6 protein-coding genes are annotated in these 23,630 nt (G+C 74.2%); 3 read left to right on the forward strand and 3 right to left on the reverse strand.

Going from position 1 to position 23,630, the window contains the following annotated elements:
- Window positions 1-64: 64 nt before the first annotated feature.
- Complete coding sequence (locus QOZ89_RS13635) at window positions 65-8,944, reverse strand: hypothetical protein (protein WP_312623947.1); 8,880 nt, start codon at window positions 8,942-8,944, stop codon at window positions 65-67.
- A 152-nt stretch (window positions 8,945-9,096) separates the two neighbouring features.
- Entirely contained in the window at window positions 9,097-20,709 is an 11,613-nt protein-coding gene (locus tag QOZ89_RS13640) for a hypothetical protein (RefSeq protein ID WP_312623948.1), read from the reverse strand.
- 331 nt (window positions 20,710-21,040) lie between these two features.
- Between QOZ89_RS13640 and QOZ89_RS13645 the strand changes: the two genes are divergently transcribed.
- From QOZ89_RS13645 to QOZ89_RS13655, 3 genes are read left to right on the forward strand one after another with little or no spacing between them, the layout of a single operon-like run.
- Window positions 21,041-22,027, forward strand: coding sequence for a hypothetical protein (locus QOZ89_RS13645; protein WP_312623949.1), 987 nt, complete (start codon window positions 21,041-21,043; stop codon window positions 22,025-22,027).
- Window positions 22,028-22,080: 53 nt separating this feature from the next.
- Window positions 22,081-22,377 (forward strand): hypothetical protein, encoded by a 297-nt coding sequence (locus tag QOZ89_RS13650; protein ID WP_071048503.1) that lies wholly within the window; start codon window positions 22,081-22,083, stop codon window positions 22,375-22,377.
- A 45-nt stretch (window positions 22,378-22,422) separates the two neighbouring features.
- The gene (locus QOZ89_RS13655; RefSeq protein WP_071048504.1) at window positions 22,423-22,731 is read left to right on the forward strand and encodes a WXG100 family type VII secretion target; all 309 of its coding nucleotides are present in this window, start codon (window positions 22,423-22,425) and stop codon (window positions 22,729-22,731) included.
- Between the two features lie 24 nt (window positions 22,732-22,755).
- Here the strand turns inward: QOZ89_RS13655 and QOZ89_RS13660 are convergent, their stop codons facing one another.
- Entirely contained in the window at window positions 22,756-23,610 is an 855-nt protein-coding gene (locus tag QOZ89_RS13660; RefSeq protein WP_071048505.1) for an NAD(P)H-binding protein, read from the reverse strand.
- Window positions 23,611-23,630 lie beyond the last annotated feature (20 nt).

A 23,630-nucleotide genomic window follows, 5' to 3' on the forward strand; every position in this document is an offset into this window, starting at 1 on the left:
GTGTAACGCCGCGCGGGCGGCCGCCGGGGGCGCCGTGCCACGGTTCGGGCGTCCACCGCGGGAGTCACCCGAGAAGGGCCAGCGCGGCCTCCAGGTACGGATTCTCTGCGTCGGGCGCGGCCGTCCAGGACGCCAGCCGCGCCTCGTCGGGCGCCGACGCGCCGCTTGGGACCGGCGCCGGTGTCGCGGTCGGGGTCGGGCTCGGGGGCTCCGTCGATGATGGCGTGGCCGTGGGAGTGGGAGTCGGGGCCGCCGTCGGGCTCTGGGTGGACGTCGGGGTCGGAGTCGGGGTCGTCGTGGACGTGGGAGTCGGCGTCGGGCCTGGGGTCGCGGTCGGGCTGAGCGTCGAGGTCGGAGTCAGGGTCGGGATCAGCGTTGAGGTCGGGATCAGCGTCGGTGCTGGGACTGAGGTCGAGGTCGGCACCGGCTGCGGTGGGACCGAGGTATGCCCGGACGTCGGGGGCGGCTGTGTGTTCCCGGGATGCGGAGCCGTGGACGGCGTCACGGTCGGCGCCGGCGCGGGCGGGCTGGTCGGCGACGGGGTCCCGGGAGGCGTCGGCGGCACGGACTGTGAAGGGGACACCGACGGGGAAGGCGACGGCACGGGGGAAGGCGGGGGTGGGGGCGGGGCGCTCGGCTCCTCGAGCAACCAACGCTTGAGGAACAGGCTCAGCGTGCGGTCGGCGACCCGCTCCCCCGCGATCCAGCCGACCTCGGCTAGGCCGCCGACGTGGAAGAACCGCCCCGAGGCGTAGCCGTGGACGAGGCTGCGCCCGAGGCCGATCGGGAGGCCGGTGATGAGTGTGCTCGCGGCGCTCTCCCCGGGGCTGGCCCACTGCCACTCGTCGCCGAACAGGCCCCCCACCGTCCAGCTGCTCGCCGCCGAGAGAAGCGGGTTGAAGACGGCCCCGTACGCGCCGGTGTCATAGGTGAGGCCGCGCCACCGCGGCGCGTACTCGTTGCCAGCGAACTCCGTCTCCCAGTCGTCCCTGGGAATGTGCCGGTTGTAGGGGAAGCCGTTGTCGACGTTGCCGAAGCCCTGGCGCCACCGGCCGAGGCCGCCGATCTGGTGCAGCGTCGTCGCGCCGGTCCGGAACGCCCCGCCGACCAGTGAGTTCAGCACGGTCTTCTCGACCCACTTCCAGCTGAACGGGTCGTCCTTGTGCTCGCCGGCCATCCCGTTGAACACCAGCTGGCTGGCGAACCGGGCCGGGAAGTCCAGGAGGACGTCCTGCGTGTAGTCCAGGAGCGCCCGGCGCGCGACCAGCAGGCTCCGCGGGATGAACTCGCCGACCAGCCCGTCCCCGGCCCGGTACTGCCGCATGTTGAGGTACCGGTTGACCCGGTTCCAGCCCCTGATCTCGTTGAGCGCGCCCCGGTAGTCCATCTCGCGGCCGGCCAGGTCCCAGTGTCCCTGCGGGGTGGCGACGACGCGTCGCCGTCCCAGCGGGTCACGCTCCCAGACCCGGCCGGAGAGGGTGCGGATCCGTAGCAGATCGCCGTTCTCGTTCGTCTCCCGCCACTGCCCGTGGAAGGTCTCGGTCTCGCGGTACCGGCCGGGGAGGTTGACCCGCTCCCGGATGACCTGGCCCTGGTCGAGCTCCCGCCAGGTGCCAAAGCCCGTCTTCGCGGCGGTCGGCCGGCCCACCGGGGGCGGCGGGGGCGGCGGGGCCCCCGGCGTGCCGGGGTCGGGTGGCCTGGGCGCCGTGTACTCGAGGACCCTGCCCGCGTTCGACTCGCGCAGCACTCGCTGGCCATCGACGCTGAGGTCCTGCCAGACAGGGGCGCGCGCCGGGATGCGGCCCATCCCCGCGACCGGCTCGGTTCCCCAGACAGGTTTCCCATCGGCGCCGGTTCCGTGCCCCCATTGCCGCGTGGCCTCGGTGCGGCCCACCGGGGCGCCGTCGCCGTCGAACACCTGCGAGCGCCAGCCGGTGCCGTCGTGGAAGGTGCGCAGGGTGGTGCCCTGGTCGAGGGCCCGGCTGTCCCGCACGAGGACCCAGACGTTCTCGTCCTTGCCACCGTTCCTGACGGTCACCTCGAGGTAGTCCCGGAAGGACTCGTCGAAGTGGTCGGCGAATCGCCGGTCGAGGTAGCTGGTCGGGCGCGTGTTGCGCGCGCTGATCCGCGTCCCGGCGAACTCCTTCGCGTCGACGGCGAGATCCTGTCCGTTGACCCGGACCCTCAGCTGGATGCCGTCCTGGTCGATCTTCCAGGCCCATCTTCCCCGGCTCGGGTGGCCGTGACCGGTGACCGTCACCGTGATCGGGTTGCCGCCGGCGTCCTGGACTCGCCACGCGTCGGTCCGGCCGACCAGCTCGCCGTTCGTGTCCCGGGTGACCGAGACGGTGCCTGGGCTGTCGAGGTTGACCGCGGTGTGCGACGCGCCCTCGGCGAGACCCAGGTCGTACACCGGCCGGTGCCCGGGCAGGTAGGTGACGACGTCGCCCGCGTCGCCGACCGTCTGGCGGACGACGACCTCCACGCCGTTCTCCGTGACGGTGTCGACCCAGTGCGGCCCGCCGCTCGGGAAATGGCGCGCCCCGGCCGCCAGCACCGTGCCGCCGGGCGCCGTGCCGTCCAGCTCCTGCCAGAACAGGTCGCGCCGGCCGGCGTAGACACTTGGGTCGGGGTGTGCCATCCAGCGCGTGCCGCCGGCCTGGCCGACCACCCCCGCGTCGGCGCGGCCGATCTCCAGGACGTTGCCGTTCTCCAGCCTCCAGGTCCCGCGCGCGAAGTGGCCGTCGTGGGTGAAGTCGGAGAAGGTGCCGTTCGTCCGGTCCCGCACCGTCCGCACCCCGCTGGCGACCTGGTTGCCCTGGGCGTCGCGCTCGATCCAGCGAAACGCCCGGAAGCGGCTGTCACCGATGTCCCAGCCGGGCGCTGGATCGCCGGGGGCGCCCCGGCGGAGCCGGATGTCGCTCGGCCTGGGGAAGTCGACGTCGCCGATATCGCGACGAACCCGCCACCAGCCCGGTTCGTCCGCCGGGCCGACCGCGCCCAGATCCTGCCTGGCCGTCCAGAGCTGTCGCGGCGGGCGCAGCTCGGCGTACCGCTGCAGGTCCAGCGCGTGGCCGCCGCTCATCGCCTCGCTGCCGCGGGTCAGCTCGCTCTGCGGGGAGAACTGCGCGAAGCGGTCCGTCGGCCGGCCGGCGGCGTCCAGCTCGTGGACCAGGTAGTCGAACGCGTCGCGCGGGCGGTGCGCGCCGACGAAGGGGAAATGGCCTTTCCCGAACACGGCGGGGTAGTACCGCTGCGCGACCTCGCCCGTCGTAGCCCGGTCGACCCAGCCACGGCCGTACCGGACCCGCTCACCTTCCGCGACGAGGCTGTGGTCGGCGCCGAAGCGGTGCCAGCCCCACCGGCCGGACACCTCCTGCTCGGCGCGCACCAGGCCGCCGTCGGGCAGGTTCAGGTACTCGCGCACCCGCGGCCCCGTCGGCCCGAGCAGGCCCGCCTGATGGTCCCACCACATGCCGTCCGGGATCTCGTCGTACGTGCGGTAGCCGCGCCTGGCCTCGAAGTGGTCGAGGCTGCGCCCGGTGTCACGCCACTCGATCCAGTGGTGCCGGCCCCTGGCCCTGCCGAAGACCTCCAGCAGGTTGCCGTTCGAGAGCCGTTCGCGGACGTAGGCGGCCGTCCTGTACCGCGAGAGCGGGTCGACCAGCCGCAGCTCGCCGGCCCGGCCGGTCACGACCTCGCCCCTGCCGCCGTAGTCGGGTGTCCGGGTCGCGCCGCTGGCGTCTCCCGGGATCGGTTCGCGCCGTTCCCAGGTCCGCCCGGCGTGGTCGATCTCGAACGTCGCCCCGGACCGGTCGCCGCCGCGGGCGAACGCCGACACGCGCTCGCGGCTCAGCGTCCCGTCCAGGTCGTACAGCCGGAAGTCGCCCCCGTGGCGGCCCGCGGTGGTCGTGACCCGGACATGGGTACCGTCCCAGGCCGCCTCGGCCCCGCGGACCTGGACGAACCTCGCGGGCCCGGTCCCGCCCTGGAGGCGCGCGAGCACCTCGACGTCGAGGTCACCCGTCGTCGCGTTGCGCGCCGCCCGGATGACCAGGCCGCTGTCCTGCCCGTGGGCCGGCCCCAGCCGGATGTTGTCCAGCCGCGCCGGCTGGCCGTCAGCGCGCAGGACGATCGTCATGTCGCCGTTGGTGAGCTCCCGGCCGCCGCCCGGAAGGGCCTGGGCCTGCCAGCCCGGCGGGGCGGTGTGGGCGGCGGCCCCGGGGCCGCCAGGCCCGTGACCGGAGGGCGGCGCGCCGCCGGCGGACGCCAGGTGCTGCTGCTGGGGCTGATGGTGCCAGCCGGCGCCGCCAGCCGGGGGCTGCGCGGGGGCGGTGGGGTGACTGCCGGCCGTGGGGTGACTGCCGCCCGCAGGCGTGGGGTGACTGCTGCCGGTCGGCGCGGGATGGCTGGCGCTGGTCGGCGTGGGGTGACTGGCGCTGGTCGGCGCGGCATGACTGGCATTGGTCGGCGCGGGTGGAGGGTGGGCCACCGTGCCGTCGGCGGCGTAGCGGTAGGAGGTGCCGTCGGCGCGGGTGATCGTGCCGCCGCGCTCGGCGGCGGCGTGGGCCAGGCCTTCCTCGACGGTGCCGTCCACGTGGCGGAGGGTCGCCGTGCCGGCGGCGTGGTCGACGGTGAGGTGGGCGTAGAGGTGGTGGCCGGGGTCCTGGAGGAACCTCCCGCTGCCGGTGAGCTGGCCGGCGCCGTCGAACTCCCGGAAGTCCGCGACGCGGGCGCCCGACCCGTCCAGCAGCACGACGTCCTCGAAACCGGTCACGTCGGCGAGGTCGTCCGTGGTCAGCGCCGTGACACGGACGCCGTCGCCCTCGATCTCCTCGAAGGCACCACGGTAGACGTCACGGGCACCCGGATCGATGATCCGCCCGAGCCGGCCCTCGGCCGCGGTGGTGACCGTCAGGTGACGCCCATCCGCCAGGAACCGCGCCTCCGTGCCCGCCCAGGTCACCGGCGAGGCCGCGAGCGCGTGCGGCGGCCTGGAGGGCCAGGCGTGGACCATCCGCCCTCGCCGGGTGACCTGGACCCAGTGGGTGAGCTCGCCAGTGTTGCCGCGGACGCCGACGGGTCCGCCCTCGATGAGAACCCGGGCCTTGTTGCCGACCCACAGGCCGGCGGCGTCCGCGTAGGCCGCGGCGTCAAGCGTGACCCTCTCGGCGTCGACGTGGCGCAGGAAGAGGCTCTTGAGCTCCGGGCCCGGAGAGTTGGCGAGGTGCGGCGCCATCTTCGCCGGGCTGACGGTGTAGACGCCGTTGGTCCAGTGCCCCTCCGGGCTCATGCGCGGAACGGGCAGGCTGTGGCTGAAGGTGGTGAGGGCGACCGGCGCGTGGGCGCCGTCGGCGGAGACGAGGTGGTAACCGCCGTGCGGGTCGGCGGCGAGCCGCAGGTCGCCGGTGACGCCGCCGTCGGCGTGGTGCCAGACCGCGGAACCGTCGGCCGCGACCTCGACATGCCCAAGCGGCGTCCCGTCCGCGGCGGCATGGGTGATATGGGCCTCGGTGAGCGTCCCGCCAGCGTCGAGAGAGAGATGCGTGCCGTCGGGCCGGTGCAGGTGGAACCCGCCGTCGCCGTGCGGGGTGTAGCGCAGGTCGCTGCTGACGGCCTTGCCGTTCGGCTCGAACCAGGTGGTCGTCCCGTCGGACCTGATCCGGGTACGGCCGAGGGCGTCCCCGTTCTCGAGGGTGTGACGCAGGTTCGCGTGCAGGATCTTGCCGTCGGCGTCGAGCTTCATCCGGTTCCGGCCCGCGGTGAGGGTCACCGATCCGTCGGCGTCGCGCGTGACGGCCCAGGGGCGAGGGTGGCCGGCGATCCGGGCGGTGCCGTCGGCGTGCAAGAACACGTCGAACGCCGGGTCACTGCCCACCGACGCCACCAGCCGGCGTGGCTGGGCCGAACCGCCACCCCCGGGCACGCCTTCGGAGGGATCCGGCGCCGAGGAGGGCACCGGGCGCGGTGGCTCGCCGGGCGGCTTCTCCCCACCACCCCCCGAGCCCGCCTGGGGCCGTTCGCCCGCGGGCGGCTCCGTGACTGCGGAGTGCTCGGCGCCACCGGGCGACCCGACGGCGCCTTCAGCCGTTCCCGGGGGCGGGTCGGCGCGCGCGACGGCGCCGGCGGACGGCGCCTCCGCGGCGGTGCGGGCGGCCGGCGCCTCTGCGGCGGTATGGGCCGCCGGCACGTCCGCGGCGGTCACGGCCCGTGCCGCGTCGCCGCCCGTTGCTGGGCCTGGCGTCGTCAGCTCGGCGTGGGCGTGGGCGTGGGCCAGGCGCGTCTCGGCCGCGCGCCGGTCGACCATCGCCGTGATCATCGCGTCGGGGTCGCGCGCGCCGGCGACCACCGCGGCGTCGAAGGCGGCGTGCGCCTGTGACACCTCCTCGGCGGCGCGCTGGTGCGCCGTCGCCGCGTCCACCAGCTCACCCGGCTCGCCAGCCGCGGCGTCCTGCCGTGCCCAGTGCCGTTGCTGGGGCTGCTGATGCCAACCGGCCCGGCCATCGGACGTCGACGCGCCCGCGCCCACCAGCGGCCGTTCCGACGTGCCGGCCCCGGCCGGCGGCCGGAACTCGGGCCGGACCGGTAGGCCGACCCCGTCGGTCGACGCCGTGGCGGCGGCGGGCCGCGCGCCGTGGCGCTGGGCGGCGACGCCGGCGGCCTCCGGGCGGCGCGCGGCCTCGTCCAGACCGGCCCCGCCGTGGCCGGCGCTGGCCGCGTCAACCAGGTGCCGGCTGCCGGCCGGCCCGGTCTCGGCGAGCAGTTCGGAGGTGTCCGGCGTGTGCGGAGCCGGCTCCGCGAGCCCCCGGTCCGCCGCCGACGACGTGCCATGCGCCCGGGCCGGCGTCTCGTCACCCGCGTGGAGACCCTCGCGAACTCGATCCGGCGTGGTGGCCGTTCGGCTGGCGCCGTCGGGCAGGCCCCCCAGGTCGTGGGTGGCCCCGGGGCCGATCCGTACCTCCGCGCCGTCGAACGCCATGTCCCGGCCCGTCGCGGCGGCGGGAACTGACGAGGCCGCGCGGGCCTCGGCCGGCAGCCTGGGCGCCGCGTCGAGCGGGGCCGTACGCGCCGCGCCGAGCGTGCCCGTGCGGGGCGCGTCGAGCGCGGCCCGCGCGCCGGGCGCCGACACGGCCGTGTCGGCGCCAGTGGCCCGGGTGACGGGCGCGGCGGTCTCGGCGCGGGAGAAGTCGATCGCGAAGGTGTCGCCGCCGGTGCGCAGGGCGGTGACGTGTTCCGCGTTGGTGATGAGCTTGTGCTCCAGCGGTCTGAAATCCGCGAGCGCCTCCCCGAGGCGCCTCGCGGCGTGCACCTGCCCGAGCAGGTCCACCGCGTGCGTGGGTGCCAGGTGCGCCGCCCCGAACACCGCCGCGCCGCCCGCGGGAAGCGACATACGCCCCGTGGCCGCGAGCGCGCCGGTGTCGGCGAACGCCCGCGCGCCGGCATGGCTCATCGGGCTCGCGAGCTGGCCCGCCGCGGCCGCGGCGCCGTGCGGGAGGATCAGGCCGGACGCACCCGTGGCGAGCGACGCGGACGCTCCGGCGGGTTCGAGCAGCGTCGCCGCGCTCGGGCCGAGGAGCGGGTTGTGGCCATATCCGAATCCGAGCCCCGATCCCGTCACGTGTCCGCCGGCCGCCGAGAGTGCGTGCTCCATCCCCGCGCCTGGGTACGGGCCGGCCGGGGAGTGGATGCTGAGCAGCGCGTCGCCGAGGTGCGCGCCGGTGTGGGTGGCGGCCCCGGCGGCGCCGGGGAGATAGTCGGCTAGGCCCAGGTACTTCGGGATCTGGAAGCCGCGGCCCAGGATGGCGAGGTCGTGAGCGCCCCAGACCCCGAGAGCCCCGATCTCGTTGGCTTCGAGCGGGGTGAAGATCCGTAGCCATTTCAGGTCGTGGAACTGGTTGGCGAAGCCCGCTTTCGTGCTCTGCCATGGGTGCAGTGCCTTGAGCTGGGCGAGCTGTTTGGCGGCGCCTGCCTTCAGGCCCTGCCAGGGGTGCATCGCCGTCAGCGCCTGCCAGGGGTGCAGCGCCCGCAGCGTCTTCGGCAGTTCGACGAGGGTCACGAAGCCGCGCAGGGCGAGCACGCGGGCGGCGTCGGCGGCCTTGCCGAGGATCGCGACGACGTCGTACGCCTTGACGACCAGGAACGGCAGCGTCAGCGCCCGGGAGAAGTCCCAGGCGCTGATGGCGACCTTGCCCGCGCCCTTCAGCAAGTCCAGCGCCCCGGAACCAAGGGCCTTCCACGTCTTCAGCGCCATGAGCGGCTTCGTCGTCGGCGCCACCGCCATCAACAGGCCGAACAACAAACCCCAGCCATTCGTGTCACCGTTGGCGTAGTCGACGACCGCCTTCGCCGCGAGCACCACGTTCAGCGCGAACGCGAGCAGCCCGAGCGGGCCACCGACGACGAGCGCGACCAACGTGATCACGATCGCGACCTCGTTGAACGCATCCCAGAACTGCTGACACCCCGTCTTCGGCGAAACAATCGCCCTCGCCGCCTCGCGGATCGCACTCGTCGCCGACGACGCGGCCTTACCCAGATCCGCCTGCGCGTTGATGGCGTCCGTACGCAACCCCGCAAGCGCCGGATCATCCGGCGCCAACCCCTCCGCCTGCGCATGCGCCGCATCCGCACGACCCTGCGCGTCACGCATCGCCCGGATATAACTACGCACAGCCGGCTCTGCCTGCTCAAACGCACTATGCACACCGGCGATGAAATTACGGATCGCACCGTTCACCGTATCCCGCAGATAATCCGCGGTCTTACCGACGAACGCCCCGTCGCCGGTACTGCGGACAACCGCGGTCAACTCGTCATGAACCCTCGACGCCTGCCAACGCATCTTCCACATGAAATCCGCGACACCCACCAACGCATCCGGATCACCCGGCGTCGGATCCCGCTCCAGGTGGAGCCGCGACCAGTCGGTCGGCCGACCACCCACCCGCGCCTCCCCACCGCGTCGGCGTCCGGTCCCCTCGCGTTCACCGCGAGGTCGCCAGAAGTTCCGCTATGGTCAACGCAGCCGAGCCGGCCGAGGTTCATTCGCCGGCCAGCGTGGGTTCACCCTGGCGGCCGGGTTTCACCGTGACCCGGTCAGACGAGCAGCGCGAGCGCGGCCTCCACGTGCGGGTCCTCGGAGTCGGCCGCTATGGGCCGGATCACCGGGTGCGGCCGGCCGGGGGGCGCCGGTGACGCGCCGCTCGGCGTCGGGGCTGGTCCTGTCTGCGACGGGCTCGACGTCGGCGTCGGGGTGGACGGGGACGTCGGCGTCGGCGTCGGCGTCGGCGGGGTGCTGGGCCCGGACGTGGCACTGGCGGTTGGGGTCGGCGAGGGCGTCGGGGGTGGAGCTGGGCTCGAGGTTGGTGTCGGCATCGGGCTCGACGTGGGAGTCGGGGTCGGGGTGGGTGCCGGAGTTGGGGCAGCGTGCCGGGCCGGGTCGAAGTACTGGTCGTAGAGGTACCGCCCGGCAAGGCGTTCGAAGGTGCGCTCCCCCAGGATGAAACCGATGTCGGCCAGGCCGCCGCGGTGGAAGAACCGGCCGGAGGAGTACGCGTGGGCGCCGGTGCGCACGGAGCCGATCGTGCCGCCCACCGCGAGCGAGCTCAGGGCGTAGGCCCCGCCCTCCCGCAGGGACTTACCGAGGTCGCCGTTCGACGTCACCAACGCGACGCCGGTGTTGGCCAGGAACGAGATGGCCGGGCTCGCGAGCAGCGTCGACGTCGTGTAGTCGTAGGTGATGGTCCGCCAGCGCGGCGGGTTCTCGTTGCCCGCCCACTCGTTCGACCAGTTCTTGTCCTGGTTGTACGGGTTGCGGGTGTAGTGCTTGCCGCCGTCGACGTTGGCCAGGCCGTCGCGGTATCCCTTGAGCGGGCCGGGCTCGTGCAGTGCTGTCACGCCGCCCTTGAGCACGCTGTTGATGCCCGCGCCCAGAACGCCGCCGCGCAGGAACTCCGCCAGGGTCATGTCCCGGTGCTCAGTGGCCTGGAAGTAGATCTCCTGGGAGAGGGTGCGGGCCGTGAGGTCGATGGTGAACTCCTGCGCCCAGTCGAGCGTCAGCTTCGTCCAGACCCGCCGGGAGACGGGGATGAACTCGCCGGCGAGCCCGTCCGTCGCGACGAACTGGCGGCGGTTGGCCTCTCGCAGGTAACGGTTCACGCCGCGGAACTCGTTGGTCGCGCCGCGGAAGTCGATCTCGCGACCGACGATCTCCGTCCGCTCGCCGCCGGTGATGCGGTGCCGGCCGAGGGCGTCGCGTTCGTAGATCCGCCCGCTCAGCGTGCGATGGCGCAGCAACTTCCCGCCGGCGTCGGTCTCCCGCCACTGGTGGTGGAAGTTCTCGGTCTCCCGGAAGATCCCCGGCCGGTTCGCGACCTCGAGCCGCTGGCGGAACACCCCGCCAAGGTCGAACTCCCGCCACTGGCCCCAGCCGGACGGCATGTCGGGCGGGCGGGGCGTGAGGTACTCGCGGACGCGGCCCCCGGCCGACTCCCGCAGCACCTGGCCGTTCGCGTCGACGTCGCGCCAGTCGGCCGCGGCGCGGCCCGCCGGCGCCTCGGCGGACCAGCGGCCGGACGGGTCCGAGGAGCCCCGCGGCCGGAACTCACGGGTGGCGGCGGAGGTGGCGTCCTCGACCCCGTCGGCGTCGTAGCGCGCCGAGTGCCAGCCGCCGGCGTCGTCGCGGTGGGCCCGCAGCGTCGTGCCCTTGTCGAGCGAGCGCAGGTCGCGGACCAGCTGGAGCTTGCCGTCCGCGCCGGCGACGAAGTCGCGGTACGAGTCGTCCCAGGCGCCGGTCCAGCGCTCGGCCCGGCCGCTCACCCGTAGCCCCGCCGTCCCGTCGGCGTGCTCCCAGGCCCAGTCGGGCCTCAGCGGGTCGCCGTGCCCGGCGACGACGGCCCGGCCGCCGCTGCCTGGCCAGGTGTCGGAGCGGGCCACGACCTGGCCCATCGTGTTGTGGGTGACCGAGACCGCGTCGGGGTCGCGCGGGAGGGGCCGCCCGTCCACGAGACGGGACGGGTCGTGGACCGGCCGGCCGCCGGGGGCGTAGGTGACGACGTCGCCGTTGTCGGCCGCGGTGTGGCGGACGACGACCGTGCGGTCGCCGCCCGGCGCGTGCTCGGTCATCGTGTCGACCCAGTGGTGGCCCCTCTCGGCGAAGTGCCGCTCGCCGGTCGCCACGACGTTCCTGTTCCCGTCGAGCTGGCGCCAGCTCAGCGTGCGGCCGCCCTCGCCGGGGACGCCGCCGGAGACGGAATCCCAGGTGCCGTCGGCGCGGCGGCCGATCTCCACCGTGTGACCGTTGTCCAGCTTGAGGGTGCCGCGCACGAGGTAGCCGTCGACGGTGTAGTCCGAGAACGACCCGTCCGGCCGAACGGTGCGCGCACCGGAGGCGGCGCGCTCGTCGACGACCAGGGGGTCGCCGCCCGGCAGCCGCTCCGTCCAGCGGTACACCTGGAAACGGCTGTCCCCGCGCAGGAAGCCGGCGTTCGGGAAGTCGACCGCGCCGTAGTGGCCGAACCGGGCGAGCCGGGACACGAACCTGCTGCCCCGGCCATCGAGACCCTCCGGCGTCTTCCACAGCTGGTGGGGCGGGCGCTGCTCGGTGAAGCGGGTGAGTTGAAGCCCGTTGCCGTTCGCCAGCCGTTCGAGGGACGCGGTCTCCTTGCTCTGTGGGGAGAACTGGGTGAACTCGTCGCGTAGGTGGCCGGCGTCGTCCAGGTGGTACTCGACGTAGTGGAAGGCGTCGCGCGTCCGGTGCATGAAGTAGCGGTATTGCTGCGCGACCCGCTCGGTCCCGCCCGTGGGGTGGTACTGGTCGACCCAGTCGCCCATTCGCCCGTGCCAGTGCCGGACGCGCCGTCCCGTGAGCACCTCGTTGCCGGTGCTGTCGTAGCGGTGCCAGCGCCAGCCCTCGCCTGGGTGCCGGTCGGCGCGCACGATCCCGCCGTCGGACATGTGCAGGTACTCACGCTCCTTGCGGCCGAACACGTTGATGTCCCACCACATGCCGTCGATCTCGTCGAACCGGCGCAGGCCCCGGCCGGCCAGGTCGCCGAGCAGGCCCTTACCGAGCCGGTCCCACTGAAGCCAGTGCAGCCGCCCGCTGACGTCGCCGATGTGGCCGCCGCGCTCGGCGAACAGCTCGAGGTAACGGTTGCCGAGCCCCCTGTCGGCGGGCAGCGTCGCACGGATGTAGAACGTCGTCCCGTCCGCTCCGGCGAGGACGAGCTCCCCGGCCCGGCCGCGCGCGACCACGCCCTCGGCGCCGTAGGCGACCTTGCCGCTCGGCCCGGACAGCCGAACGCCGTGCTCGTCGACCCGCCTCCAGGTCCCGGCGGCGTGGTCGATCTCGAACCGGGTGCCGTCCGGGCGGCCGCGGCGATCGAGCCAGCTCACCCGCTCGGACAGCGGTTGGCCGCCGCGGTCGTAGACCCGGACGTCGCCGTGGTGAGGACCGCCGGTCGTGTCGGTCACGCGGTACCTGTCGCCGGCCCGCGTGACGTCGACGCCGTCGATCGGCCGGCCGTTGCCGTCGTGGTAGCGGGGCGTCGGTGGGCCGCTCGGGTTCGGGTGTTCCCGGATGTGCCCGTCGCCGAACTCGCGCTGGGGGCCACGGGGTGCGTGGCTGGCGCCGGCCGCGGCCGAGCCCGTCGAGCCGTGCGCGCTGGCCGACGCCGTGGCGTGCCCCGGCACGGACGCCGAGCCGTGCGCCCCGCCCGGTACCGAGGGATGCGCCCCGCTCGGTGCCGAGCCGTGCGCCCCGCCTGGCGCCGAGGGGTGCGCCGAGGTCGGCGGGTGCCCCGCGCCTGACGCCGGAGCATGCGTGGACGTCGAGCCATGACTCCCGGACGAGGTTTGACTATGCGCCTGTACGGGCCCCGAACCGTGCCCGCCGGCCGACGCGGGGGCATGCGGCTGCCCTGGCGTCGAGCCATGGGTCGCTGGCTCCGGCGCGAGGTGCCGGAGGGGTTCGGGGCGCGCGGCCGGGTCGAGGTGCGGGGCCCTCGGGTGGCCCAGTGCCGCCGCGCGCCGGCGCAGCAGCGCGTCGCGCAGGTCGAACAGGCCGTCGCGCAGATCGAACAGGGCGTCGAGCTGCACCGCGCCGGCGTCGCCGCGCATCGCCTCCAGTCGCGGGAAGAACTCGTGGGCCCAGTCGCGGGCCGCCTGCATCCGCTCGACGCGCGTCGAGGCCGGGATGAACTCGCCCATGAGCCCGTCCGTCGCGAGCAGCTGCCCGCGGCCCGGGCCGCCCGGGGACGGACCCCGGCCCGGGAGCCCACCGGATGGGCCGGACGGGCCGGGCTCGCGGCCGACGATCCGCGACCGCCCGAACGGGTCACGGTCCCAGATCCGCCCGCTCATCGACCGGTAGCGCAGCAGTCTCCCGTCGGGATCGGTCTCCCGCCACTGCCCGTGCCCGTGCTCCGTCTCCCGGAACACGCCCGGCTCGGTCTCCCGGCGTTCGCGCAGCACCGTGCCCAGGTCGTGCTCTCGCCACTCACCCCATCCGGACGGCGCGTCGACCGGTCGGGGCAGGCCGCGTTCCACGGCACGCCGCGCCCCTGGGTTGAGCAGGTCGTCCAGCTTCTCCCGCTCGTGCCAGCTGTACTCCAGGATCCGGCCGTCGGCGGACTCGCGGACGACCAGCAGGCCGTCCTCCGTCGGCACGACGTCGCGCCAGTCGGCCGCCGCCCGGCCCGGGGGCGCGTCGGCCGCCCAGCGGTCGCCCGGCGCGAGACCGTCGTCGGCCCGCCTCCACTGGCGGGTGGCCACCCGCCCGGGCTCCGCGACGCCGTCGGCGCCGAACCGCGCCGAGCGCCAGGCGCCGTCCGCGTCGCGGTAGGCCCGCAGTGTGGACCCGTCCTCCAGTGAGCGCAGGTCGCGAACCAGGCGGAGCTCGCCGTCGGCGCCGGCGACGTAGTCGCGGTAGGACTCGTCCCAGGCGCCCGTCCACCGCTCGCCGCGTCCGCTGACCCGCGGACCGGTCGCGCCGTCGGCCTCCCACATCCAGTCGCCCTGGCGAGGCTCGCCGTGCCCCCTGACCATCGACAGCCCGTCGTCCACCGCCCAGTGGTCGGTGCGGGCGATGACCTGGCCCATCGGGTCGCGGGTGACGGAGACCGCGTGGGGATCCTGGGGATGCGGCCCGGTGTGGGTCCCGGTGGAAGGCGGCTCATACCGGGGCCGGTCCCCGTGGGCGTAGGTGACGACGTCGCCGCCGTCGCCCGAGGTGTGGCGGACGACCACCGTGCGCTCGCCGCCCGGCCCGGGTTCCGTCGCCGTGTCGACCCAGTGGCGGCCGTCGTCGGCGAAGTGCCGCTGGCCCGTCGCCACCTCCGTCTCGCCGTCGAGCTCACGCCAGCGCAGCGGCGCGCGCCCACCGTCGCCGGTCCGGCCGTCGAGGACCGACGCCCACCGGCCGTCGGCGCCGCGGCCGATCTCCAGGAGGTGGCCGTCGTCCAGCCGGAGCGTTGCGCGCACGAGATAGCCGCCGGCGAAGTCGGAGAACGACCCGTCGGGCCCGACGACCCGCACGCCGCTGGCGAGGGCCTCGCCGCCGGCGGGCCGCTCCGTCCAGCGGAACACCTGGAGGCTGCCGTCGCCGCGCAGCCAGGTCGCGTTCGGGAAGTCCACCGCCTCGTGCCGGATCCCGCCGGTGGCCCGTGCGACGAGCCGGTCGGCCTGCCGCTCCAGTTGCTCCGGGGTCGTGCCCGCACGGCCGGGCGGCCGCCACTCGGCGACGTGCCGGATCCCGAGCTCGCGGCCCCCGGCCACCTCCTCGAGACGCTCGGTCATCGAGCCTCGAGCCGAGTACTGGGTGTAGGCGTCGCCGACACGGTGATCGCGGGCCATGCTGTAGACCGAGTGGTCGATGGTCAGGTCGTGTTCGAGATAGTGGAACGCGTTCCTGGGCGAGTTCGCCCAGCCGAAGTACCGCTGAGCGAACGCCCCCGAATCGGCGTGCCGGTCGGCCCAGCCGCCCCAGCTCCAGTAGCGCCGCCCGTCCATGACCTCGATGCCGTCCTGGTAGCGGGTCCAGAACCAGTGCCTGCGCGTGTACCAGTGGTCGCGCGGGCCGCTGTCCGCGCGGACGATGCCGCCGTCGTGCGTCTCGACGTAGGAGCGGACCTTCCGGCCGAGGCCGCCGACGTCCGACCACATGCCGTCGATGTTGCTGTCCACGCGCATGCCGCGATCGACCAGGCGGCCACCCAGCTCGCCGTAGTACAGCTCACCGGGGCGCGCCAACCCGCCGGGGCGCACGAAGTCCTCGGGGCGCATCGACTCGCGGATCTGCCGCAGGTCGCCGCCGCGCAGCAGCTCGTCGAGGCGCCGCTCCGCGCCGGGGAGCCGCTCCTGGGGGATGCGCTGCAGATCGCCCGCTCGTTCCCACTCGAGCCAGTGCGGCCGCCCGCTGACGTCACCGAGACGGCCACCGCGCTCGCCGAACAGCTCCAGCCAGCGGCTGTGTGCCACCTCCCCTTCCCAGCGATCGGGAAGCGCGGCGCGGACGTAGAAGAGTGTCCTGTCGGCGTCTCCGTCCCCCCGCAGGATGAGCTCGCCCTGGCGGCCGCGGTCCACGAAGCCCTGGGAGCCGTACGCCGCTCGACCGCCCTCGCCGACGAGCTGGTCGCCGTGCGAGTCGAGGCGGGTCCAGCGCCCGGCCTGGTGGTCGATGTCGAACCAGGTGCCGTCGGGGCTGCCCCGACGGCTCAGCCAGCTCACCCGTTCGCGGGCGAGCCCGCCGTCGAGGCCGTGCACCCGGTAGTCGCCGTCGTGCGGGCCGCCGGAGATGTCGGTGACGCGGTACCCGTCGTGGTCGCGCACGATGGCGAAGTCGTCCGGCGGCAGGCCGAGGTCGGCGTGACCGCGCGGGATCGGCTCGCCGACGCCCGGATCCGGGGCCCGCCCGTCGCGCGACGCCGGGACATGACCCTCTGACGAGACATGGCCCTCGGACGGGACATGACCCCCGGACGGGCCGTGGCCCTCCGCCGGGACGTGACCCCCGGCCGGACCGCCGTCGCCCGGCTGTGACGTCCCGTCCGCGGACGCCTGGTGCTGTTGCAGAGGCTGCTGACGCGGGCCGAGGTCCTCGCCCCCGGGGTGCGCGGGGCCGGCGGAGTCGGCGCCCGCGGCCGGGTGGGCGGCGTCGGCGGGCATGGGTGGCGGGTGCGCGACGGTGCCGTCGGCCGCGTACCGGTACTCGGCGCCGTCGGCGCGGGTGATCGTGCCGCCGCGTTCGGCCGCGGCGTGGGCCAGGCCCTCCTCGACAGCGCCGTTCGCGTAGCGGATGGTCGCCGTGCCGGCGACGTGGTCGACGGTCAGGTGGGCGTACAGGTGGTGGCCGGTGTCCTGCAGGAACGTGCCGCTGTGGGTGAGGTTGCCGGCCGGGTCGAACTCGCGGAAGTCGGCGATCCGCGCGCCCGGCGCGTCCAGGAGGACGACGTCCTCGAAGCCGGTGACGTCGGCGAGGTCGTCGGCGGTGAGCGCGGTGACGCGGGTACCGCCGCGGTCCAGCTCCTCGAACGTGCCCCGGTAGACCTCCCGGGCCTCGGGGTCGATGATCCTGGCGAGCCGGCCCTGGTCGGTGGCCGTGACGGTGAGGTGGCGCCCGTCCGCGAGGAAACGCGCCTCGACGCCGGCCCAGGTCACGGGCGAGGCCGCGAGGGCGAGCGGCGGCCGGGAGGGCCAGGAGTGCAGCGTCTGCCCGTGCCGGGTGACCTGGATCCAGCTGGTGAGCTCGCCGGTCTGGCCGCGGACGCCGACGGGTCCGTTGTCGATGAAGACCCGGGCCTTGTTGCCCACCCACAGCCCGGCGGCGTCCGCGTAGGCCGCGGCGTCGAGCGTGATCTTCTCGGCCTCGATGTGGTACAGGAAGGTGCTCTTCAGCTCCGCGCCCGCGGACCCGGCCATGTGCGGCGCCATCTTCGCCGCGCTGATGGTGTAGCGGCCGTTGGTCCAGTGCCCCTTCGGGCTGATGTACGGGCGGGGCAGGTCGTGGCTGAAGGTGGGAAGGGGCACGGGCGCCTGGACGCCGTCGGCGAACACGAGGTGGAAGCGGCCGCGCGGGCCCGTGGCGAGGCGCAGGTCGCCGGTGACGTGGCCGTCGACGTGGTGCCAGGCGGCGGTGCCGTCGGGGGCGACCGTGACGTGGCCGAGCGGCGTCCCGTCCGGGGCGGCGTGCGTCAGGTGCGCTCCGGTGAGCGTGCCGTCCGCGGCCAGGTCGAGGCGGGTTCCGTCGGGCCGGGTCAGGTGGAACCCGCCGTCGGGGTGGGCGGTGTAGCGCAGGTCGCTCGTGATCGGCCGGCCGTCGGGGTGGAACCAGGCGGTCGAGCCGTCGGCCCTGATCCGGGTACCGCCGATGGCGTCCCCGTTCGCCAGGGTGTGGCGCAGGTCCGCGCGGACGAGCGCGCCGTCGGCGCCGAGGATCATTCGGTTCGGGCCCTCGGTGAGGGTCAGCGTGCCGTTGGCGTTGTGCGTGACGGCCCAGGGCCGGGGATGGCCGGCGACCCGGGCCGTGCCGTCGGCGTGCAGCGTGACCTCGAACGTGGCGGAGCGGTCGGCGCTGACCGAGACCGCGAGCCGGCGCGGCTGGGCGGCCCCGCCACCGCCCGGCACCCCGTCGGAGGGGTCCGGGGACGCGGGGTGGACCGAGCGCGGCGGGCCGCCGGGCGGCTTCGCGCCGCCGCCACCCGCGCTTGCCGCGGGCTGATCGCCTTTGGGCGCCCCCGGGGCGGCCTGATGCTCGGCACCGCCGTGCGTCCCGGCCTGGCCGTCGCCGGCCGGCGTGCGCGGCTCGTCGCCGGCCGACGCGTGCGGCTCGGCGTGCGCGGCGGCGCGGGCCGGCGGCGGGTCGGCGTGCGCGGCGGCATGGGCCCGCGGCGGGTCGGTGGCTGTCAGGGCGCGTGCCACGTCGTCGCCCGTACCCGCGCCGGCGCCCGCGCCGCGGCCCAGCGCCGTCAGGTCCGACTCGGCCTGGGCTAGGCGCGCCTCGGCGGCGCGCCTGCCGACCAGCGCGTCGAGGAGCGCGTCCGGGTCGTGCGCGCCGGTGACCAGCGCCGTGTCGAAGGCGGTGTGTGCCTGGGTGACCTGCGCGGCGGCCCGCCGGTGCGCCGCGGCGGCGTCCGCCGCCTCGCCATGACCGCCGTCCCCCGCCGCGGGCGCCGCCCGGTGCTGCTGCTGGGGCCGCGGATGCCAGCCGTCAGCCGCGGTCGTGTTCGCGGCTGTCATGGACTGCTCTGGCAGGTCGGCTCCGCTCGACGCCCGGAACTCCGGGCGGACCGGGACGCCGACGAGGTCTGAGGCGCCGGTGGTGGCGGCCGTCTCGGCGCCGCGGGGCTGAGCGGCGGCGCCGGCGGTCTCCGGGCGGCGCGCCGCGGCGTCGAGACCGGCCTCACCTCGGCCCGCGCTGGCCGAGTCCACCCGGTGCGAGGCCCCGGCCGACCCGGCTGTCCCGGCCTCGTCGAGCGAGCCACCCGGCGCGCGCGCCGCCGGCTCGGCGAGCCCACGCTCGGTGAGCCCATGGTCGGCGAGCGCATGCTCGGCGGTCGGCGTACCCGGTGACGGGGCGGACGCCGTCCCGGCCGCGGCTGGATCGCCGTGAGCCCGGTCGAGCTCGCCGGCGGGGGCGGTTCCCCCGTGCGCGCCGGGCCGGCCCTGGACGTCGCGGGTGCCGGCCGGGCCGATCCGCACCTCGGCGCCGTCCATGGTGATCTCCCGGCTCACCGCCGAGCCTCGCGGCCCGGGCGCGGTGGCCGCCGGCGGCCGCGACGCCGCCGTGTCGACCGGGGAGGACCGAGGGGGCTCGGCGTGGGCGGTCGAGCCAGGTGCCGACAGCCGCGAGTCCGTGGCGGCGGTGTGCGCGGCCGACGTCGCCGGTTCGGCGTCGGTGAAGGTGAACGCGATGCGGTCACCCCCGCCTCGGGTCACGGCGACGGGCACGTCGCCCGTCAGGATCGCCCGCTGCTCGATCGGCCGGAAGCCCGCCAGGCTGTCGCCCAGGTGCCCCGCCACCCGGGTGGAGCCGAGCAGGTCGACCATCCCGGTCGCCCGGGCCATGTGCGCCGGCACGAACGCCGACAGCGCGCCCGCGTGGGCGGGCAGCACTCCGGCGGCGGCGAGCCCGCCGGCGCCGGCGACCATCGGGACCCCGGCCTGGTCCACCAGGCCCATGAACCCGCCCGCCATGCCGGCGTGCGGCAGGATCAGGCCAGAGGCGCTGGTCGAGTACGCGGCGGACGCGCCAGCTGGTTCGAGCAGTCCCGACAGGCCCGGTTCGAAGTTGAGCCCGTGGCCGGACGCGCCGAACAGGCCGCCCGAGCCGAGCGGGCTGGTGGAACCGAGCAGACCGGTGGAACCGAACGGGCTGGTGGAACCGAACGCGTGGCTGCCGGGCAGGAACAGCCCATGATCCATCCCGCCGGCTCCCGACAGACCGACCGGACCGTGCCCGCCGAACAGCGGATGCCCACCGAACGGCAGGAGGCCAGTGGACGGCGAGTAGACACCGGACGGCGGGTGGCCGCCGAGGCCACCGGCGACGTGGGCCCCGCCCGCGATGCCGTCGACGACGTAGTGGGCCGGGTTCAGGTACTCCGGTATGCGCAGCCCGCGTCCCAGGACCGACAACTTGAACGCGCCCCGCAGGCCGTAGACCCCGATCTCGTTGGCCTCCAGCGGCGTGAAGATCCGCAGCCACTTCCCATGGAGGAACTGGTTGCCGAAACCCGCCTTCAGGCTCTGCCACGGGTGCATCGCCGTCAGTGCCTGCCAGGGGTGGAGGGCCATCAGCGTCTTCGGCAGCTGGACCAGGGTGATGAAGCCGCGCAGAGCGAGCACCCGGGAGGCGTCGGCCGCCTTGCCGAGTACGGCGACGACGTCCCACGCCCTGCCCATCACGATCGACAGCGTCATCACCCGGGAGAAGTCCCAGGCGGTGATGGCCACCTTGCCCGCGCCCTTCAGCAGCCCCAGCGCTCCCTCGCCGAGCGCCTTCCACGTCTTCAACGCCATGAGCGGCTTGGTCGTCGGCGCCACCGCCATGAGCAGGCCGAACAGAAGGCCCCAGCCGTCCGTCTTGCCGGTGGAGTAGTCGACGACGGCCTTGACGGCGAGCACCGCGTTGAGCGCGAACGCCAACAATCCGAGCGGGCCACCGACGACGATCGCGACCAGCGTGACCACGATCGCGACCTCGCTGAACGCGTCCCAGAACTGCTCGCACCCCGTCTTCGGCGAGACAATCGCCCTCGCGGCCTGCCGGATCGTCTCCGTCGCCGCCGACGCCGCCCTGCCCAGATCCGCCTGCGCGTTGGTAGCGTCCGTGCGCAGCCCCGCGAGCGCCGGATCATCCGGCGCCAGCCCCTCGGCCTGCGCATGCGCCGCGTCCGCACGACCCTGCGCGTCACGCATCGCCCGGATATAGCCACGAACAGCCGGCTCCGCCTGCTCGAACGCGCTGTGCACACCGCCGATGAAGTTACGGATCGCACCGTTCACCGTGTCCCGCAGATAGTCCGCGGTCTTCCCGACAAACGCCCCATCACCCGTGCTCGCGACGACACTTGTCAACTGGTCGTGAACGGTCGTGGCCTGCCAGCGCATCTTCCACATGAAGTCCGCGACACCCACCAGCGCATCCGGATCACCCGGCGTCGGATCCCCATCCAGGTGCAGCCGCGACCAGTCAACCGGCCGACCACCCACCCGCGCCTCCCCACCGCCTCGGACCGATGCCGCCCGCGACCAGGGCGGCCGGGATCCCGCCCTGGTCCTCGGGTTGGATCCGGTCCGCGACGCCGCTCCCGCGCCGCGAACCTCCACCCTCAATGGTCAACATGTCCGGTTCGACTGAGATTCATCGAATTTTTGATGAACCTCGGCCGATGAACCTCGGCGGTATCGCCCGCGTTGTATTGAATGGCAGCTGGCGCGGGCCGGGCACCGCGCGAGGAGGGACGGGCCACATGCGGCTGCGGGATATGCCGGCCTCCGACCGGCGGCGGCTGCCGCGGGCCTCGCGGGCGGGTGGCGCGTCATGAGCCGGCCGGCAGACGGCGGGGGCGGCAGCGGCCCGCCCGACCTGGTCATCGACTACTCGCTGCTGCACCGGCTCGCCGGCAACATGAAGACGCTGCGCACGAACGTCGAGTCCGACCTGCGCATGTCGGGTGGCATGACGGTCGCCAGCGAGGCCGGGCCGGTGAGCACCGGGCACGTCGGCGACTCGTACCTGTACGGCGCCCTCCTCGCCTTCTACCGGGCCACGCAGGGGCCGTTCAGCGACGCGCTCGACGCGCTGGACCAGCTGTCCAACCTGTTCGGCGGCATCGCCGACGCCTACTTCAACATCGACGCGGACCTGAAGTCGAGCGGGCTGGACACCCTGGCGCAGATGGCCGGTGGCGACTGGCAGTCGCAGAAGGCGGCCTACGACGACTACCTGAAGCGCAAGGCCGACGGGACCTGGCCGGACGACCAGCCACCGCCGCCGAAGCCGGCGGACAACCCGTCCGGGACGCCCGCGCCGGGCACCCAGGTGACCTACGACGACCAGGGCCGGGTCCTGACGCAGACGACGACCGTCACCACCTCGGACGGCCAGAGCTACACCAAGACGGTCACCTATGACTACGGCGACGGCAAAACGTCCCCCGAGTACAGCGCCACGGTCACCTACGCCGGCGGCGAGACCATGACCCTCAACAAGCACAACAACGCGGACGGCTCCTACACGGTCACCAGCGTCACGGACGGAAAGACATCGACGTCGACGGTCATGCCTGTCGGAACCGACGGCTCCTACAGCCAGCGTGACGTCAACCCGGACGGCGCCGTCACCAGCACCGTCGTCGGCAACGACGGGTTCGGCAGCTTCATGAAGGTGGTCACCAACCCGGACGGCAGCATGGACATCTACACCGGCGACCCGAACACGAACTCCTGGAGCCAGCCGGCGCACGTGGATCCCCCGACCCCCGCGCCCGCGGACAGCGACCCGAACCTGCAGTGGACCGGGCCGTAGACCGCTCGCATTCCTCGAACCGTTCCGCACATCGAAACCTCGAAGGAGGCCCAGTGGCCGACATCAGTGTCAACTACGAAGCCGCTCAGCTGGTGGCGGGCAGCCTCAACGGCGCCGTCGAGAACATCGTGCCGCAGCTGGTCGCCCTGCAGGGCGCGGTGAACGCCCTGCTGACCAGCGACGGCGGGCTGTGGATGCAGAAGTCCAGCCCGGTGCTCGCGCAGAACTACCAGACGTTCAACACCTCCGCGACGAACGCGGTGACGAGCATCAACAGCTTCGCGGCGCAGTTCAACGGCATCGTCGCGAGCCTGCAGACGATGGACACCCAGCTGTCCGGCGCCAAGTAGCCGACGACCGACCGACCGGACCGCGGACAGCGAGGAGGCCGAACCATGGCGGACGTCAAGATCGACTACGCGCAGGTGAACGGGGTCGCGAACCAGCTGCAGACCCAGGGCGGCGACATCCAGGTCCAGCTTGGCGCGCTGCAGCGGCAGGTCGCCTCCCTGCTCACGCCCGAGGGCGGGCTGTGGATGGCGCTGTCCAGCCCGGTGCTGAACGCCAACTACGAGAACTTCAACACGTCGCTGACGCAGGTCATCGCCAGCATCGGCCAGTTCGCCACGACCTTCCAGACGATCGCGCAGAACTTCCAGCAGATGGACCAGAGCATCGCCACCCCGGGCGCCGCGGACAGCTGAGCGGCCGAGCTTTGCCGGCCGGTGTCACCCTGCCGGGAGTCGGGCGACGCGTCGTTGGACGGCGTCGATTCCTGGCACTGGTGGGCGGCCGATGAGGTTCGCCAGCGTGGCTGTGGGTGTGCCTGCCCAGTCGCCTCGGAAGTCGGCGTACAGGTCGATCAGCTGCTGCCTGGCTGCTGGCCGCAGACTGGAATGGGTCAGGTAGTTGCGATACTCGTCGCTGCTTACCGCCTGGAAGGGCACGCCGGCCAGCTCGGCAAGCTGGTCCCAGGTGACCTGGTCCGGGCCGGTGAGTTCGTGGACGAGGTGGTCGTGCCCGGGCCGGGTGAGAACGACCGCCGTCGCCACGGCCAGGTCGGTGACGGCCGCGGGGGTGGCCGAGGCTCCGGCCGCGGGTGCGACCAGCGCGCCGCCGGCCTTGCCCCAGATGACGTCGCGGGCCAGCGCGTCAGCCAGGCCATAGCCCAGGCGCAGGATCGTCCACGCCGTCCCCATGGTCGGTGCGATCGCTTCGAGGTTCTTGTAGTCCTGGATGACGGGCACCGTGGCGCGGTCGAGGTCGGGCCAGCTGGTCAGCACGATCCGGCCGACACCGGCATCGGCGGCGGCGCGGAGAGCGGCGGTGACGCGCGGGAGCCGGAGGGCCGGATCCGCGCCGAAGAAGGTCGCGTTGACCAACACCGTGTCGACACCGGCGAGGGAGGCGCGCAGCGTATCCGGGTTGTCGAAGTCCCCTGACCGGTAATCCACACCCGGCAGAGGCTGGACCCTCGCGAGCTCGCGGACCGTCCCCACGATCGGCTCACGGGTCTGTGTGCCGAGTGCTTCGAGGACGGCGCGGCCGAACTCGCCATTGCCGCCGGTCACGGCGATCGTCATGGTGCCTCCTACGATGTAAC

The sequence above is a fragment of the Pseudofrankia coriaricola genome (assembly GCF_032027725.1).
In the GTDB taxonomy this organism is placed as follows: Bacteria; Actinomycetota; Actinomycetes; order Frankiales; family Frankiaceae; genus Pseudofrankia.